Source organism: Streptomyces sp. NPDC019890 (genome assembly GCF_044903445.1).
In the GTDB taxonomy this organism is placed as follows: domain Bacteria; phylum Actinomycetota; class Actinomycetes; order Streptomycetales; family Streptomycetaceae; genus Streptomyces.
Genome location: NZ_JBJDQK010000001.1, coordinates 80,342 through 95,387 on the forward strand (window position 1 = coordinate 80,342; position 15,046 = coordinate 95,387).

Consider the following 15,046-nt stretch of genomic DNA (forward strand, 5'->3'; position numbering starts at 1 on the left):
CCTCAACAACGTGTCTGTCGTCAGCCGGCGATCGGGGTGTCGTACAGGTCGTAACTGCGGGCTTCGTGATAGCGGTTCAGCACCTCGTCGAGCAGCTGGTCCTCCCAGCCGTCCGGAAGTGTGGGGAGCGGGTGGCCGAGCCGTTTCACCAGGCGGGCCAGCGCGGCGGCGAGCCAGGCGGGCGCGGCGAGGAACGCGTCGTCCTCCGGCTCCTGGTGCAGCCACACGCCCAGGCAGGCGGCGCCCGCCAGGAGCAGCGTGTAGCGGTCGGCGATGGCATACGCCTTGGGGCTGGCCAGTACGGTGCGGTCCTTGGGCGACATGTCGCTGCACTCCGCCTGCAGGCTGCGCAGCTCGTCCTCGAGCGCCGTGGCCAGCGCGGTGAGCGCCTCGGCGTACTGGCCGGCCCGGGATCCGGCCGCGCCCGCGATGGCCTCGGCCGCGCCCTCCAGCGAGCCGATCAGCGCGTCGCTGCTCGCAACAAGGACCAGCCTGGCGGGGTCGAGCGGCGGGAGCCCGTCGCGGACCCGGAAGAGCCCCTCGGGCGCGGGCTTCCCGGAGAACCAGGAGGTGCGGGCAAGACGCGGCAGCTGCGGAATGATCGTGGCCTGGCAGGCGGCTGTGCCCGCGTGGCCGAGGCTGATCATCGGCAGATCCCGGACGTGTTTCTGGAAGGCCCCGTAAGCCCCGTCGCGTACATAGAAGTTGGCGCCGAGGACGATGGACAGGTCGTAGGCGGTCTCGGTGAGCAGCTTGGGCAGCAGATACTTCACGGCGGCCGCGTAGACACTGGTGGCCTCGGGAACCAGATGCACGGCCCGGGTCGCGGCGAGCGCCAGGCAGTCGCTGATCAGCAGATCGGTGAAGGCTCCGACGATGGTGGCGCGGGCGTGCGGGATCTCCAGTACGGAGCGGTGGTAGAGCTTGCGGTCCAGCGCGAAGGACACTGCGGTGCGCAGCGCGGTGTCGCCGCCGCCGAGGATCATGGACGGCAGCACGCTGCGGGTGATCTGGAAGGACCGCAGGGCCAGTTCGACGCCGTCGCCCAGCTTGCCGACGAGCGCGTCCCCGGGCAGCGGGCAGTCGGTGAACTCGACGCCCGCGTTCCGGCAGCCGCGTACGCCGACCGTCTCGTACCGCGGCAGATAGCTGTAGCGGTCGGCGGGCACGACGCTCTTGTCGACGAGCAGCACGGAGTGGCTGCGGCTGCCGACGGTGTCCTCGGTGCGGCTGAACAGGACCAGTGCCTCGGCCCGTTCCACGTTGTTGATGACGTGTTTGGCGCCCGACATCACAAATCCGTCGTCGGTCGGCGTGGCGCGGAACTCGTTGCGTACGAAGTCATTGCCGTGGGCGAGTTCGTGATACGCGATGGCCAGCCGGCCGCCACCGAGGAGCAGATCGGCGACCCGCCGCTGCTGTTCGGGAGTGCCCGCCGCCCAGATGGCGATCGCCGCAAGGAAGGTGGTGGCCCCGTAGCCGAGCCCGAGGCTGGCGTCGCGGCGGAAGACGCCGCGCAGCACCCGGCCGAGGGTGTCGATGCGGTCGAGGCGGCCGCCGAGCTCGGTGGGCACGAACTCCGCATTGAGCCGGAAGCCGGCGAGGGCTTCCTCGGCCTCGGCGAGCAGTTCGCCGCGTTCGTCGGCGGCGAGGAGCGCGTCCAGGCCGAGCGGGTTGTCGGCGTCGCCGGGGTCGCCGAGCCGCCTCTCCAGGTCGGCGACACGCCGCTGGATGAGGACTTCTTCCTGGCTGGTCTGGCTCGGGGTCAGCATGGCGGTCCTTCTGCGATACGGCCGGGCAGCAGGGAGAACAGCTCTCCCGCCTCGTACTGTTCGGTCAGCCGCGCGAGCAACCGCTCGAACAGCGACTCCAGTTCGCTGTCGTAGGCCGCGGGCCTGCGTGGCTGCGGTCCGGTGAGGCCGGGCACCGCCTGTTCGAGCCGTTCCACGAGCCGGGCCAGGCAGGCTTCGAGCCACAGGCCCGCCGTCCAGTGCCCGGCGGTGCCCGTCTGCCGCGCGAGCCGCCGGTTGTGCCGCCAGACGCCGAGGCAGCAGGCGGCCGCGAAGCAGACGCTGTACCCCCGGGCCAGGTCGAAGCTCTCCACCGGCGCGCCGCCGGGCACGGGCCGTGCGGCCCGCATTCTGGTGTGCAGTTGGTCCGCCGCGACGGCGAGGGTGCGGGCGAGTGCGGCGGCCCGGGCGAGCTCCGGCTCCCGGGACGCCTGCGCGCCGAGCACTTCGGCGTTGTTCGGCAGCGAGCCGAGTACGGTGCTGCCGCGCCGCGCGAGCAGGCTGAGCTGCCCCGGGCGCAGGACGGGCAGTTCGTGGGTGTGGCAGAAGGTCGCCGCGAGGGTGTCCGGGTCGGGGGCTTGGACCGGATGGAACCGGCCCAGACTCCGGAACTGGGCCGTCAGCGCATACAGGTTGACCATGGTGTTGCCGTCGAAGATGCCGACGATGCGGTGGTCGCGCTCCAGCTTCTGGAACCGGCCGTGCTCGTAGTAGTCCCGGAGGAAGGCGCGGGCGCCCAGCACCCCGCGCAGCCGGTTCAGGATGTCGTCGGCGACGGTCGGCACCAGGTACTTGGCGACCGCGGAGGTGACGCTGAGCTCGCCGGGGAAGGTGTGGATGGAGCGCGCGGCGACGGTGCTGAGCGCTTCCATCGCCAGCAGGTCGGCGTAGGTCTCGGCGAGGGTCCTGCGGGCGGCGGGGAGGTCGAGCAGCTTGCGTCCGTACAGCTCCCGTTCGGCGGCGAACCGATACGCGACCCGCAGCCCGTGGTCGGCGGCGCCGAGCGAGAGCGCGGTGCACAGCGACCTTGTGATCTGCAGGGCCTTGAGGACGGTCTCGGGGCCTTCGCCCTCGCGGCCGACCAGGCCGCAGGCGTCCACGGGCGCGCGGTCGAAGGCGATACCGCTGATGTCCGCGCCGCGGATGCCGAGGGTGTGCACCTTCGGCAGCGTGCGGTAGGTGTCCTTGGGGAGTTCGTTCTTGTCGACGAGCAGCAGGCTGAAGCCGCGCGGGCCGCCCTCGGAGGCGGTGCGGGCGAGCAGGCAGACAAGACGTCCCCGGGTCGCGTTGTTGATCAGCCACTTCTCGCCGCTGATCACATAGCCGCCCCGGGTGCGCTCGGCGACGACCTCTCCGGCCATCAGGTCGCTGCCGTGGGTGCGTTCGGTCAGGCCGAGGGAGACCGGTTCGCCGGCGGCGACCAGGGACGCGAGGCGTTCGGCTCCGGCGAAGTCCTGCGCGACCCAGACGCAGACCGAACCGAGGAAGGTCTTGCCGTGTCCGATGGCCGTGGTCAGATCGCGGCGGGCGATGGTGCGTACGATCTCCAGGAGTTGAGGGAAGCCGGTGAGCGCGCCGCCGTATTCGGCCGGGATGTAGTAGTGGTGGACCCCGAGCGCGCCGAGCAGTTCGCAGGCCGCGGCCGGGAACTCCTCGGCCGCGTCCTCGCTCGCGGCGCGTGCGTAGGACAGCGGTCCCGCGCCGTTGGGGTCGCCGAGCCTCTCGTCCAGCTGTTCCGCCAGCTCCCAGCGCGGGCCGGCGTCCTCGGCCGTGTGCCGGCTGCCGGTGCGTTCGGTGGTCGCCGTCATCCGCCGTCCCCGGGCGCCCTGTCGGTGGGCGCACCCACCGAGACCAGTTCGCGGACCTCGGGGTGCAGCACCTCGTGCAGCGGCTGGATGCGCCCGTCGAGGAAGAGCTGGCGCATGGCGGTGCGCTGGAGCTTGCCGCTGGTGGTGCGGCGTACGGTGCCGGGGCGGACCAGTAAGACGTTCTCGGCGGCGACCTCGAACTCCTTGGACACACACATCCGTACGGCCGCGGACAGAGAGGCCAGCTCGGCCTCGAAACCGGAGCCGGTGCGCACCTCCTGGACGACGACGACATGGTCGCGGTCCGACTCGACGGCGAAGGCGGCACTGGAGCCGAAGAGGGCGCTCACCCGCTGCACGCTGCGCTCGATGTCCTGGGGGTAGAGGTTGCGGCCCGCCACGATCATGATGTCCTTCATGCGGCCGGTGATGTACAGCTCGTCGCCGTCCATGACGCCGAGGTCTCCGGTGCGCAGATATCCCTCTTCGCCCTCGTCGGTGGTGGCCTTGAAGGCGTGGGCGTTCTCCAGAGGACGGTTCCAGTAGCCGCGGGCGACGCTCTCGCCGCGTATCCAGACCTCGCCCACCGCGCCTGCCGGAAGCCTGCGGCAGTTGGCCGGGTCGACGATGGCCACCTCGCAGTTGCGCGGCGTGCCCGAGCTGACGAGCGTCCTGGCAGGCCTGCCCTCGGGTGCGGGCCGCAGCCGGTGGTGTTCCAGCTCGGCCGCGTCCACGACCCGGGTGGTGGCGAGGCTGCCCCGCTCCTTGCCGCTCACCAGCAGCGTGGACTCGGCAAGTCCGTAGCAGGGGTAGAAGGCCTCCTTGCGGAAGCCGGCGGGGGCGAAGCGCTCGGCAAAGGCGTCCATCGTCTCGGCCCGTACCGGCTCCGCGCCGTTGACGGCCGTCTCCCACCGGGAGAGGTCGAGCTGTGCGATCTGGTCGTCCTTGATCCGGCGCAGACACAGGTCGTACGCCAGGTTGGGGCCGCCGCCGGTGGTGATGCCGTACTGGTCGACCATCTGCAGCCAGCGCAGCGGCCTCTTCACAAAGGTCATCGGCGGCATCAGCACTCCGGCACTGCCGAGCCAGAGCGGATGCAGCAGATGGCCGACGAGGCCCATGTCGTGGTGGAACGGCAGCCAGCCGCCGACCCGCGACTCGCTGCTCGTGTGCATCGCCTGCTGGATGGCGCGCTGGTTGGCCAGCAGATTGCGGTGGGTGACCATCACACCCTTGGGCTCGCTCACCGAACCGGAGGTGTACTGCAAGAAGGCCACGTCGTCGGGGAACAGGCCGGGATGCTGCCAGGCGGCCGCGTCGCCGACCTCCGCGCGGTCGGTGGCCAGGCAGGCGACCTCGGAGTGGCCGATGTTGGCGAGGAGTTGGGAGACCGTCGACGCCAGGGACGCGTCGGTGAGGATGTAGCTGACCGAGGCGTCCCGGACGATGTTGGCGACCCGTTCGACGTTCTGCCGGGAGCCCACGGGAGCGGGTGCGGGCACGGCCACCGCCCCGGCGAACAGACAGCCGAGGAAGCTGCTCATGAACTCGCGTACCTCGTTCTGGAGGATGAGCACCCGGTGGCCGTGCGAGCCGCGCTCCTGGAGCCAGGAGGCCAGCCGTTTGGCCCGTTCGCCTAGTTCGCCATAGCCGAGCACATCGGATTCCAGCTCACCCTGCTGATTCGCACCGACGCAGAAGTAGGCCTCCTGGTGCGCGAGTTCCGATGTTCTGTGCAACGCGAGTTCGGTGAAGTTCCGGTGTGCAGCCATCTTTTCCCCCAGAGCCGCGTACTTATGGCCAGAGCTTGGGAAATCCGTCTCAAGACCACCTTGAAGGCGACTCGACCTCCGGGAAAAGACTGAGATATTCAGCGCTGTCCTCTCGCGGAAAACTGTCCCCGGGCAGGATTTCTTCATGGTCGACGCCGGGGATCCACACCCAGTACATCCCGTAGGCGATAAGTGCCCTGCCCATGGGGCGCAGCACATTGACGAGCAAAAAACTTCGCAACGACGACATGGCCGTACTCTCCTTGGCGCAGAAATGCCAGTGCCGTACGACCATGCGCTTCGCCGGTCGACTCTCGCTCTAGGGCCAGGTCGCGGACCTGCGCTCAGGACAGCCGAAGAGCCGTGTCTATCAGCGGCACATGGCTGAATGCCTGCGGGAAATTGCCCACCAGCCGGCCGCGCCGGGTGTCCCACTCCTCGGCCAGCAGACCGAGGTCGGTACGGAGCGCCAGCAGCCGCTCGAACAGCTGCCGGGCCTCGTCCCGGCGTCCGATCAGGGCCAGATCGTGGGCGAGCCAGAAGGAGCAGGCGAGGAAGACGCCTTCGCCGCCGGGCAGTCCGTCCCCGCCGACGCTCTGTGAGCCGCCGTCCGGCACCGGGTAACGGCGCACGAACCCGTCGTCGCACAGCTCCCGCTGGACGGCCTCGATGGTGCCCACCACCCGGGGGTCGTCGGGCGGCAGAAAGCCCATCTGCGGGATGAGCAGGAGCGAAGCGTCGAGCTCGCTCGAGCCGTAGTACTGCGTGAAGGTGTTGCGTTCGGGGTCGTAGCCGTGGGCGCAGACGTCGCGGTGTATCTCGTCCCGCAGCGCGCGCCAGCGCTCCACCGGGCTCTCCAGCGGGAGCCTGCTCAGCCTGCGTACGGTGCGGTCGGCCGCGACCCAGGTCATCACCTTGGAGTGGACGAAGTCGCGGCGCGGGCCGCGCACTTCCCAGATTCCTTCGTCGGGCTCGCGCCAGTTGGACTCCAGGTGGTTCATGAGCTTCATCTGCAGGATGTGGGTGCTGTCGTCGCGGGAGAGCCCCGAGGTCTGGCCGAGCCACAGCGCGTCCACGACCTCGCCGTACACATCGAGCTGGAGCTGGCTGGCCGCGCCGTTGCCGATGCGAACCGGGCCGGACTTCTCGTAGCCGGGCAGCCACGGCAACTCCGCCTCGGGCAGCTCGCGTTCGCCCGCGACCCCGTACATGATCTGGAGGTTCTGTGCGTCTCCCGCCACCGCCCGCAGCAGCCATTCGCGCCAGCGGCGCGCCTCTTCGCGGTAGCCGGTGCGCAGCAGGGCGGTGAGCGTCATGGCGGCGTCGCGCAGCCACGCGTAGCGGTAGTCCCAGTTGCGTACGCCGCCGATCTCCTCCGGCAGGGAGGTGGTGGGGGCGGCGACGATTCCGCCGGTCGGGGCGTACGTGAGCGCCTTGAGGGTGATCAGCGAACGGACCACGGCCTCGCGCCAGGGGCCGGAGTAGCTGCACTGGGCCGTCCAGCGGGACCAGAACCGCTCCGTGTGGGCCAGGAGCCCCGCCGCGTCGGGCCTGGGCGGTGCGTCGCCGTGCGAGGGCTGCCAGCTCAGTGTGAGGGTGACCCGCTCGCCCGCGCCGACGCTGAAGGCGGCGTGGGTGGTCAGATCGCTGCCGTACGTGTCGACGTCGGCGTCGAGCCAGAGCGCGTCGGGCCCCGCGATGGCGACGAGCCGGTCCCGGCCGCCCGGTGCGTGCTCGCGCTGCACCCAGGGCACGATCCGGCCGTAGCTGAAGCGCATCCGCAGTGAGGACGTCATGCGGACCCGCCCTGAGACGCCCTCCACCATTCGTACGAGAGTGGGTGCGGCATCCGGCCTACCGCGGCCGGCACCCCTGGGCGGCATGAAATCAATCAGCCGCACCGTGCCCTCGGGGGTGTCCCACTCGGATTCCAGGACGAGTGAGTCACCGCGGTAGCGCCGCCGGGTCGCGGCGCCCGCGCCGTCGGCGGCCTGGGCGGGCGCGAGCCGCCAGAAGCCGTGGTCCTCCGTGCCGAGCAGCCCGGCGAAGACCGCGGGCGAGTCGAAGCGGGGCAGACAGAACCAGTCGACCGAACCGTCCCTGGCGATCAGGGCCGCGGTCTGCATGTCCCCGATCAGTGCATAGTCCTCGATGAGCGCAGCCACACGAACTCCCGGAACACCGTCGCAACCGTCCCCGGAGGCGGACCCCCGTCTCCCCCGCACAGCGCAGGGGATTCGGGCACGTTACGCGTGACACCTCGAATCTCGGCTGGCCGCCGGGTCAGCGCGGCACCCGGCGTTCCGGTGGGCCACGCCGCGCGGTCGAGGCCCGGCGTGCGCCGGCCGACCGGCCGTGGTGCGAGGTGGCGTCTCCGGAGCCCCTCGGCGGCAGTGCCCGGCCTGTGGCAGCCCCGCCAACCGGGCGGGTCTGCCGGGCCCGTCCGGCATGGCGCCGGGCCGACGGCGCGAAGTGCCGCGTGCTGATTGCCTCCGAACCTGCAGGAGAGGCTCGTGAACCACCCCAGGCCTCAAGGAACCCGGAAATCGGCGTCCACCGGCGCGGGCCATGACACTGCCGGTCAGCCCGGGGTCATCGGCATTGCACTCGCCGCCGTGCTGACGGCCGCACTCGCCCAGGGTTCCTGGCAATGGTTCGCCACATACATCGGGCTGACGCTTCTTGCGGTGGTCTTCGCCTTCTATCGACTGCCGGCGTGGACGCCCGGCATCCGATCCGCATTCGTGCGGAATCTGGTTGCGTTCTCGCTGGTCGTCGGCCTGTGCGTAGCGATCGCACTGGCCCCATTGCTGCAGCGCCGGGCTTGGCTGTTTCCCATGTCGGGCACCCGTAGCGAGTGTCCTGAGCCGGGCGCGTACGAGGGCATCCGGACGGAGGCCGCGCTGGCGAACCTGGCTGGTCGCGACAGTGCCGCTTTGGCTTACGCGCAGGAGGTCCAGAACCATGACGCCGTTGCCGTCTGCCTGGCGGCCACTACGACCCAGTGGCTGCCCATGTACGGGGCCGGGGCAGCCGTGCTGGTGGGCGTGGGCGCGTGGTCCCGCGCCCGGGCCCGGGCGAGGAAAGAGGCCCAGCCGGAAGTCTTTTCCTCGGGGCCTGCAACCGTGCGAGCGCGACAGGACGACACACGCTAGCTGCGGCCGGAAACCCCTCAACCACGCGGGATACGACGCGGTCAGCCGCTGGAGACCGCCCTCAGATGCGACTTGCCGCGCCGCACATCGGGCGGCACGGCGGCCCGCGCCTCCCGCAGCACCAGTGTCATCCGCGTGAATCCCCGGTCCTGGAGAGTCCCGGGCGTCTCGTCGACGATCCGGCACTCGGTGCGTCCCCACCGCGGATCCGGGTGGTTCAGCGGCCGTACGGCTCCGTCGTGGTGCACGGCGGCCGCCCCCATCGCGCGCATCCAGTGCGGCAGCCCGGACCGGTAGGCGGCGTCCATGATCGGGTCGTCGGCGATGTCGTCCCGAATGGCCTGAAGCACACGGTCTTCGGAGTCGCACTCCAGGGCCGCGTCGAGCTGGGCCAGCAGGGGCAGGCACCAGCTCGTCTCGCGGTCGCCGAGCACGACGCCCGCGTCCGGATGGAACAGCACGAAGCGGAGGAAGTTCTGGCCCGGCATGGCGGTGGGATGCGGCCCGATGCCGTGGAACAGCGCCTCGAAGGCGTGGTTGGCGTGCGCCACTTCCCAGCGCCGGTCGAAGAGCACGGACGGCATCGGCACGGCGTCCATCATCGCGGCGTAGTCGCGCAGATAGGCCTGCGTCTCCGGGTCGGCAGGGTCCACCGGCTCCGCGGGCCGGGCGGGCGCCACGGGCACGGTGGGCAGCGCGGGCGCAGTGACGGGCCCGAACGGCCGCGTCGGCCCGGACGGGAAGGCGGGCCCCGACGGGCGCGCAGGCCCCAGCGGATGCGCCGGCCGGGAGGCTCCCGGGGGCCTGCTCAAGGCCTGCGGCGGATCACGGTCGACGGCGAGGCGGAACAGCCAGCCGCCCTGCTGGTCGGTCATCTCAAGGGCCTTGACCAGGGCGCAGAGCGCCTCGTCGGTCCACTCCTGGGCGGGCGCCCGCTCCCAGCTGCCGTACGCACCGGTACTGATCTCGAGGCGTGCGGCAACGTCCTCCACGCTCAGCCCGAGCTCCTCACGGCGCCGTCTGAGGACATCCGTGAGCCGCCTGGCCCGGAGCGCGCCACGGGTCGACCCCGCGCACCCTCGACGCCCCTGAACACCAGGCCGTTCAGCGCCTGCCTCATGTGTCATCGAGAACGCCACCCTTCTCGAAGTCCCGCTGTGGGAGCGCCCTTTCGATCTTCAACTGCTTGGCGATCCTGCTACCACACGCACAGTGATGTCAACTATCGTGGCATTCTGCGCCGTTGAGCGCTCAGATCGCGCCACAGCTGTGGCAAGACCTGACTGTGCGCCACTCAAACGGTTAATCTCCGGGCAGCCAATGTGTGCGGAGTGACCCCGCGTGATCTAGGAGACCTACTGGTGACAGACGGCTTCTTGGTTCCGGGCCCAACGGCCACAGGCCCGCTGGCGGCATCCGTCGCCCGCGTCGCCGAACTCGCCATAAAACTCGGTCTGAGTCACGGCGATGTCTTCGACGTCCACCAGCTCTCCGATGCCTCGGGCGTCCCGGCCGACGTGGTCAGCGACCTGCTCGACGGCCGTCCGGCCGGTGAACCCGATCTCCAGGCACGCTTTCTGCAGCGCTTCGACCTGCTGCGCAGAACGCGGCTGAAGCCCAACGGCCGCCGGTACACCCAGCAGGAGATCGCCGACGGCGCAGGCATGTCCCGGCAGCAGGCGGGCGCCCTGATCAACGGCGACCGCCGGCCGACCATGGAGCACTGCGATGCGATTCAGAGGTTCTTCGGGGTGCATGCCGGATTCCTCAGCGCGGAGGACGCGGACGCCCTCAACGGCGCCCTGCAGCGCACCGAGCAGCGACTGCTTCAGGACTACGCCGGCGAAAGCGACCCACTGGAGCGCCTCCTGCTGGACCATGGTGTACGCGGCATCGCCTGGCGGGCCGCGCAGCTGCCCACCGACAAGCACCGCGACAAGGTCACCGAGTGGCTCGACATGCTTCTGGAGAGCGTCAAGCCGACCGAGCCCTGACCTACGGAGCGATGTGTGGAACCGTGATTTCAGGACACGGTTTCAACTACGCGTGTGCACGCGACTGCTGACGGGGAGAGGAGAACGGTGAGCATTGGCAAGGAGATGCGTCGGCTGTGCGGCGAGCTGATCGCCGGAATCGATCTGCCCGCCCCGGCGGAGCCCGCCGATCTCTATGCCGCGCTGTGCAACGGAATGAGCAAGCGCCGCGGCCGGCCCGTCCGGCACCGCATGGCCGCTTTCCCGCCGGGCACGGCGAGCGGGCTCTGGCTCGACATGACGGACCAGGATCTGATCGTCATCGAGGAGCGCACCGCACCCGACCACCAACTGGTCATTCTCGGCCATGAGCTGTGGCACATGAAGGCCGGGCACTGTACCCATCATGTCGCCGGGGCAGCTGTCGCGGCTCGGCTGCTCTCGGACGAGGCGGACCTGCAGGCGACCGTGCTGAAGGTCGCCGCACGGACCCGCTTCGACCAGGCCGAGGAGAACGAGGCGGAGAGCTTCGGTCTGCTGCTCGGCAGCAAGTGCCGCTCCTGGCTGGCCGGTTCGACCGGTCGTGGACCCGTACGACGGGACGGACTCGCCGGCCGTATCGAGGCGTCCTTGGGATACCGCGGGCCACAGGGCTGACGCACGCCTTCACGCGTGGCGGGCGCGTCACACCTGCCGGGCAGTTTCCGGCAGGGCCGCGCTTCTGCGTGCGGCGGCAACGATCGAAGACCGGGACAGGGTTCGGGACAGGGCGACCAGGCCGTCCGATGCGTCGGCGTACTCGAGACGGGGTGCGTCGGAGCGCGGATCGGGAAGTGGGGCCGTCGAACGGCTCGCCGCCGTGTGCGCGCTGCACGCTGAGGCAATCATCGCCGCCTCGGCCACCAGACCGGCCCGTTCGGGCGGGACACCTCGTGAGGTCGCCGTGGCAAGAGCGTGCTCCCTGACGCCGCTGCTGAGGTAGGGAGCGAGGTTGAGAAGACCATCGTGGATGGCGGCCTCCCGGTGGCACCTGCGCAGTTCCACCGAGGACCACCAGGCGATCGTCATGGTCGCGGCCCATGGCGTCGCTGAACCCTGCAGTTCCAGCCACAGCGGCTTGAGCCGACGATATTGGAGGTAGGCGCGCCAGGTCGACGTTGCCCGGTCGCCCACCAGGGGGAGGATGAACCCGACACCGCACATGAGTGCGGCGGCGGACGCCAGCGGCGGGGCGACGTAGGTGCTCAGGTAGTCCCAGTCGCGGTGGGTCCAGCGGGCCAGTACGGCCGCGAACTTCGCCGCGAGATAGCCGACGTCCAGCGCACCGCCGAGGACGATGAGTGCCAGGCCGGTGCGCAGCGAGCCGTCGACCTGGCGCAGCCATCGCCAGCACAGGGTGGTCAGGACGACGCTTCCCGAAGCGTGCGCCACGAGGTAGAGCGTGATCATCTCACGCATGAACGGCGTGGTTGCGTAGTAGGTGTCCAGGTCACGGAGGCGCTCGACGGGAGCGTCGGCCAGGACGAAGAGGACGACTATGGCGAGGGTGACCACGCCGTACGCGCCGAGGCACAGGACGGTCGAGCGCCGGATCTGATCGGGCCGGCCACCACGCCAGTTGATGATCAGCACGATGCACGAGCCGCTGAACGCCGTCAGGACGCTGTAGACCAGCGGGGCCGAGAAGTTGACGACGCCGGTCAGGTCGTTGACAGCGGCAATCGTGGGCGGCGCCGCCAGGAAGAGGACGGCGCAGCCCACGAGGAGCAGGGCGCACACGGAGCGCATCAGCGGGTCGTGCCAGGTGCGCCGGAGGGTGGGGAGCTTGATCAGGAGGGCGGTCAGCAGAACGACGCCGGGAATGTAGAGGATGAGGCCGTCGTTCATCGCCGTCGGATCGTCACTGCGCGGAGGTGGGCTGGACCTGCGTGACGCGGCCGCCCTGGCCGACGACCACCTTCAGTTCCTCCTCGGTCAGCGGGGGGCCGCTCAGCGGCTTCCTGCCGGGACCGCGCAGGGTTCCCGCCACGATGTCCGGGTGCAGCCACGACGTGACGGGCTCGGACATGGTGACGACGCCGAGGAACGCCCGCGTGACCTGGGCGCGACCGGTCGCCGTACGGACCAGCCTGTTGACATAGCGGTTCGCGGCTGCGGTCCCCGCTCGCGGCTGCTTGCCCACGGCGCCCGGGTAGAGGATGTCCTGGGACGTCGCCAGCTCCCAGGCGAGACCGGCGGGGCGGGCGATGGCACGCTGGACGCGGCGGGCGAGCCCCGGTGCACCGAGCCCGTGCCGCCTCAGGGCGCTCCTCAGCTCCACGAGGCCCTGTGCGGCCACGGTCATGCCTTGGCCGTACAGCGGGTTGTACGTGGCCACCGAATCGCCGACCACGATGAATCCGTCGGGCCAGGCCGGGGCCTTCTCGAAGTACCGGCGGCGGTTGACGGTGCTGCGGGAGAGCGACACGGCGGCCGAGAGCGGTGTCGTCATCGAGATCAGCTCGCCGACGACGGGGTGCCGGATCGAGCGGGCGAACGACTCGAACCGGGACGGATCGCGGGACGGCTCGCCTCCCCGCGTACCCGAGAGTGTGACCAGCCACCGCCCCTGCTCGACGGGGACGATGGTCGCCGTCTGGCCGGGGACATGGTCGCCGGGGTCGGACTGGACGTTGACGATGGGGAAGTTCTCGCTGCCCTCGGGCGCCCGGTAGAGACGACTGGCGTACACCAGGCCCGAGTCGACCTCGGCCTCCTCGATGGCGCCGACGCCCAGCGCCTGCAGCCACTCGACGGCTCGCGAGCCGCGACCGCTGGCATCGACGACGAGGTCGGCGCCGACGGTGAGCTCCTCTCCCTCGGGTGTGCGCACCCGCACGCCGGTCACCTGGCTGCCATTGCCCTCCAAGGCCTGCATTTCGTGACGCTGCAGCAGAGTGACGCCCGGAAGGCCGAGCACCTGTTTGCGCACCACCCAGTCCAGCAGATCGCGGGTGCAGGCGATCATGTACTGCATCTCCGGCCAGCGTCTGAGCCAGCCCTGTGCCGTCATCGACACCAGGCCCGTCGGCAGCGGAATGCGCCGGGCTCCGGCGGCCAGCCAGCGGTCCGTGATGCCCGGGATGAGCTGCTCGAAGGCGCGAGCCCCGCCGGACCACAGCACATGGACATGACGCGCCTGGGGCAGCGATCTACGAGGCTCGGGCCCCTCCGGGAGCTCATCGCGCTCGATGACCGTGACCTCGCTGCCGAAGTCGGCCAGGACCGCAGCCGCGAGCATGCCGGCCATTCCCCCGCCGATGACCACGGCACGGCGGGACGTGGCGGAATGGGCAGGCTGGTCGGGGCGCGTCATCGCGAACTGCTCTCTGTAGGGGCCGCCTGCTTGCGGGCAGCGGCCACGAAGGGGGACTTGAGGGCACGCGAAAGCTGCACGAGCCGCTCGCGTCCTGGGCCGAGGGTCGCTGTCAGCGCGACCGCTCCGGCGGGGATGTGGGCATCGGGCTCCGGCTCAGGCCTGCTGCACCTCGCCTCGGCGGCGGCAACCACCATGGCGGCCACCCCCACGACCTCCGCGGCCTGCGTCGAGGCCCGGTTGCCGATCGCCGCGTCATGCGCACGCTGCCGCACGACGTCGTCGAGGTGCGGTTGCAGTTTGAGCAGCTCATCGTGGATGCCGGTCTCCCGGACGGTCAGCCGCATGTCGGGAGCGGCCCACCACGGGATCTGCGGCAGCGGAACGTGGTCGCCCGGGGTGGAGCGCAGCTGCCGCCACAGCGGGCCGAGCCGCAGATAGGTGATCCAGGCATGGCACACGCCACTGATCTGCGGGCCCAGCAGCGGCAGCAGGAACCCGACGGTCACGATCAGGCCTCCGCAAGCGGCGATGGGCGGTGCCACCGTCGTACTGAGGGAGTCCAGGTCCCGGCCCGCCCAACGGGCGATGACCGCGGTCAGTTTGGCGATACCGAAGAGCAGGTTGAGTACGAATCCGATCACGAGCACGACCAGGCCGACGCGGAGCCACTCACTGACGGCCCGGGCCCAGCGCACGCACAGCGTCGTCGTCACGACGGCGGCGACCATGTGTGCGGCGAGGTAGGTGACGATCATCTCCCGGATGAACGGCGTGGTCGCGTAGTAGGTGTCCAGGTCACGGAGCCGCTCGACCCGCGCGTTGCTGAGCGCGAAGAAGACGGGCAGGGCGGTGATGACCGCGGCGTACCAGGCGATCCACCGTCGTGAGCTGCGCCGGACCAACTCCGGTGGACCACCTCGCCAGTTGACGATGAGTACGAGGCAGGCACAGCTGAAGGCGGACATGATGCAGTAGACCAGCGGACCCGAGAAATTCGGGACGCCGGTGAGATCGTTGACCGCCTTGATGGTGGGTGGGGCGGCGAAGAAGAAGCAGATGCCCGCAGCGAAGACCAGGAAGCAGACCGAGCGCACCAGTGGATTGCGCCATCCGCGCCGCAGGGCGGGCAGTTTGGCGAGAAAGGCGATGCCCAGAGCGACGGCCGGGAGGTAGTAGTCAGAGTTCCGCAT

General features: G+C 70.3%; 11 protein-coding genes. 3 read left to right on the top strand and 8 right to left on the bottom strand.

From position 1 onward, the window contains the following. Window positions 1-20 precede the first annotated feature (20 nt). The 4 genes from ACI2LP_RS00380 to ACI2LP_RS00395 all read right to left on the bottom strand — a co-directional run bounded on the left by ACI2LP_RS00380 (window position 21) and on the right by ACI2LP_RS00395 (window position 7,535). Window positions 21-1,772, bottom strand: coding sequence for an acyl-CoA dehydrogenase (locus tag ACI2LP_RS00380; RefSeq protein ID WP_404722299.1), 1,752 nt, complete (start codon window positions 1,770-1,772; stop codon window positions 21-23). Then, window positions 1,766-3,598 carry an acyl-CoA dehydrogenase family protein gene (locus ACI2LP_RS00385; RefSeq protein WP_404722300.1) on the bottom strand — a complete coding sequence of 611 codons (1,833 nt, stop codon included), beginning with the start codon at window positions 3,596-3,598 and terminating at the stop codon, window positions 1,766-1,768. Before ACI2LP_RS00385 ends, ACI2LP_RS00380 begins: the two co-directional genes overlap by 7 nt. After that, the gene (locus tag ACI2LP_RS00390) at window positions 3,595-5,370 is read right to left on the bottom strand and encodes a fatty acyl-AMP ligase (protein WP_404722301.1); all 1,776 of its coding nucleotides are present in this window, start codon (window positions 5,368-5,370) and stop codon (window positions 3,595-3,597) included. Before ACI2LP_RS00390 ends, ACI2LP_RS00385 begins: the two co-directional genes overlap by 4 nt. Window positions 5,371-5,714: 344 nt before the next feature. Beyond that, entirely contained in the window at window positions 5,715-7,535 is a 1,821-nt protein-coding gene (locus tag ACI2LP_RS00395) for a glycoside hydrolase family 15 protein (protein ID WP_404722302.1), read from the bottom strand. A gap of 348 nt (window positions 7,536-7,883) precedes the next feature. On the opposite strand from ACI2LP_RS00395, the gene ACI2LP_RS00400 reads away from it, so the two are divergent. Next, window positions 7,884-8,525, top strand: coding sequence for a hypothetical protein (locus ACI2LP_RS00400; RefSeq protein WP_404722303.1), 642 nt, complete (start codon window positions 7,884-7,886; stop codon window positions 8,523-8,525). Window positions 8,526-8,566: 41 nt separating this feature from the next. Here the strand turns inward: ACI2LP_RS00400 and ACI2LP_RS00405 are convergent, their stop codons facing one another. After that, window positions 8,567-9,517: a transcriptional regulator gene (locus ACI2LP_RS00405; RefSeq protein WP_404722304.1), complete on the bottom strand. Its 951-nt coding sequence runs from the start codon at window positions 9,515-9,517 to the stop codon at window positions 8,567-8,569. A 369-nt stretch (window positions 9,518-9,886) separates the two neighbouring features. On the opposite strand from ACI2LP_RS00405, the gene ACI2LP_RS00410 reads away from it, so the two are divergent. Then, window positions 9,887-10,519, top strand: coding sequence for a helix-turn-helix domain-containing protein (locus ACI2LP_RS00410; RefSeq protein WP_404722305.1), 633 nt, complete (start codon window positions 9,887-9,889; stop codon window positions 10,517-10,519). Window positions 10,520-10,624: 105 nt separating this feature from the next. Beyond that, the gene (locus ACI2LP_RS00415; protein WP_404723023.1) at window positions 10,625-11,155 is read left to right on the top strand and encodes a toxin-antitoxin system, toxin component; all 531 of its coding nucleotides are present in this window, start codon (window positions 10,625-10,627) and stop codon (window positions 11,153-11,155) included. Between the two features lie 27 nt (window positions 11,156-11,182). Here the strand turns inward: ACI2LP_RS00415 and ACI2LP_RS00420 are convergent, their stop codons facing one another. Genes ACI2LP_RS00420 through ACI2LP_RS00430 form a run of 3 tightly spaced genes read right to left on the bottom strand, consistent with a single transcriptional unit; the run spans window position 11,183 to window position 15,046 of the window. Next, a complete protein-coding gene (locus ACI2LP_RS00420; protein WP_404722306.1) occupies window positions 11,183-12,385 on the bottom strand; it encodes an MAB_1171c family putative transporter in 1,203 nt (400 codons plus the stop codon). 13 nt (window positions 12,386-12,398) lie between these two features. Further along, window positions 12,399-13,853, bottom strand: coding sequence for an FAD-dependent oxidoreductase (locus ACI2LP_RS00425; RefSeq protein WP_404722307.1), 1,455 nt, complete (start codon window positions 13,851-13,853; stop codon window positions 12,399-12,401). Further along, window positions 13,850-15,046, bottom strand: coding sequence for an MAB_1171c family putative transporter (locus ACI2LP_RS00430; RefSeq protein ID WP_404722308.1), 1,197 nt, complete (start codon window positions 15,044-15,046; stop codon window positions 13,850-13,852). Before ACI2LP_RS00430 ends, ACI2LP_RS00425 begins: the two co-directional genes overlap by 4 nt.

Bases quoted from the DNA above. Each gene is read 5' to 3' on its own strand.
- ACI2LP_RS00385 (WP_404722300.1), bottom strand. From the start codon at position 3,598: ATGACGGCGACCACCGAACGCACCGGCAGCCGGCACACGGCCGAGGAC.
- ACI2LP_RS00390 (WP_404722301.1), bottom strand. From the start codon at position 5,370: ATGGCTGCACACCGGAACTTCACCGAACTCGCGTTGCACAGAACATCG.
- ACI2LP_RS00420 (WP_404722306.1), bottom strand. From the start codon at position 12,385: ATGAACGACGGCCTCATCCTCTACATTCCCGGCGTCGTTCTGCTGACC.
- ACI2LP_RS00430 (WP_404722308.1), bottom strand. From the start codon at position 15,046: ATGCGGAACTCTGACTACTACCTCCCGGCCGTCGCTCTGGGCATCGCC.
- ACI2LP_RS00380 (WP_404722299.1), bottom strand. From the start codon at position 1,772: ATGCTGACCCCGAGCCAGACCAGCCAGGAAGAAGTCCTCATCCAGCGG.
- ACI2LP_RS00425 (WP_404722307.1), bottom strand. From the start codon at position 13,853: ATGACGCGCCCCGACCAGCCTGCCCATTCCGCCACGTCCCGCCGTGCC.
- ACI2LP_RS00415 (WP_404723023.1), top strand. From the start codon at position 10,625: ATGCGTCGGCTGTGCGGCGAGCTGATCGCCGGAATCGATCTGCCCGCC.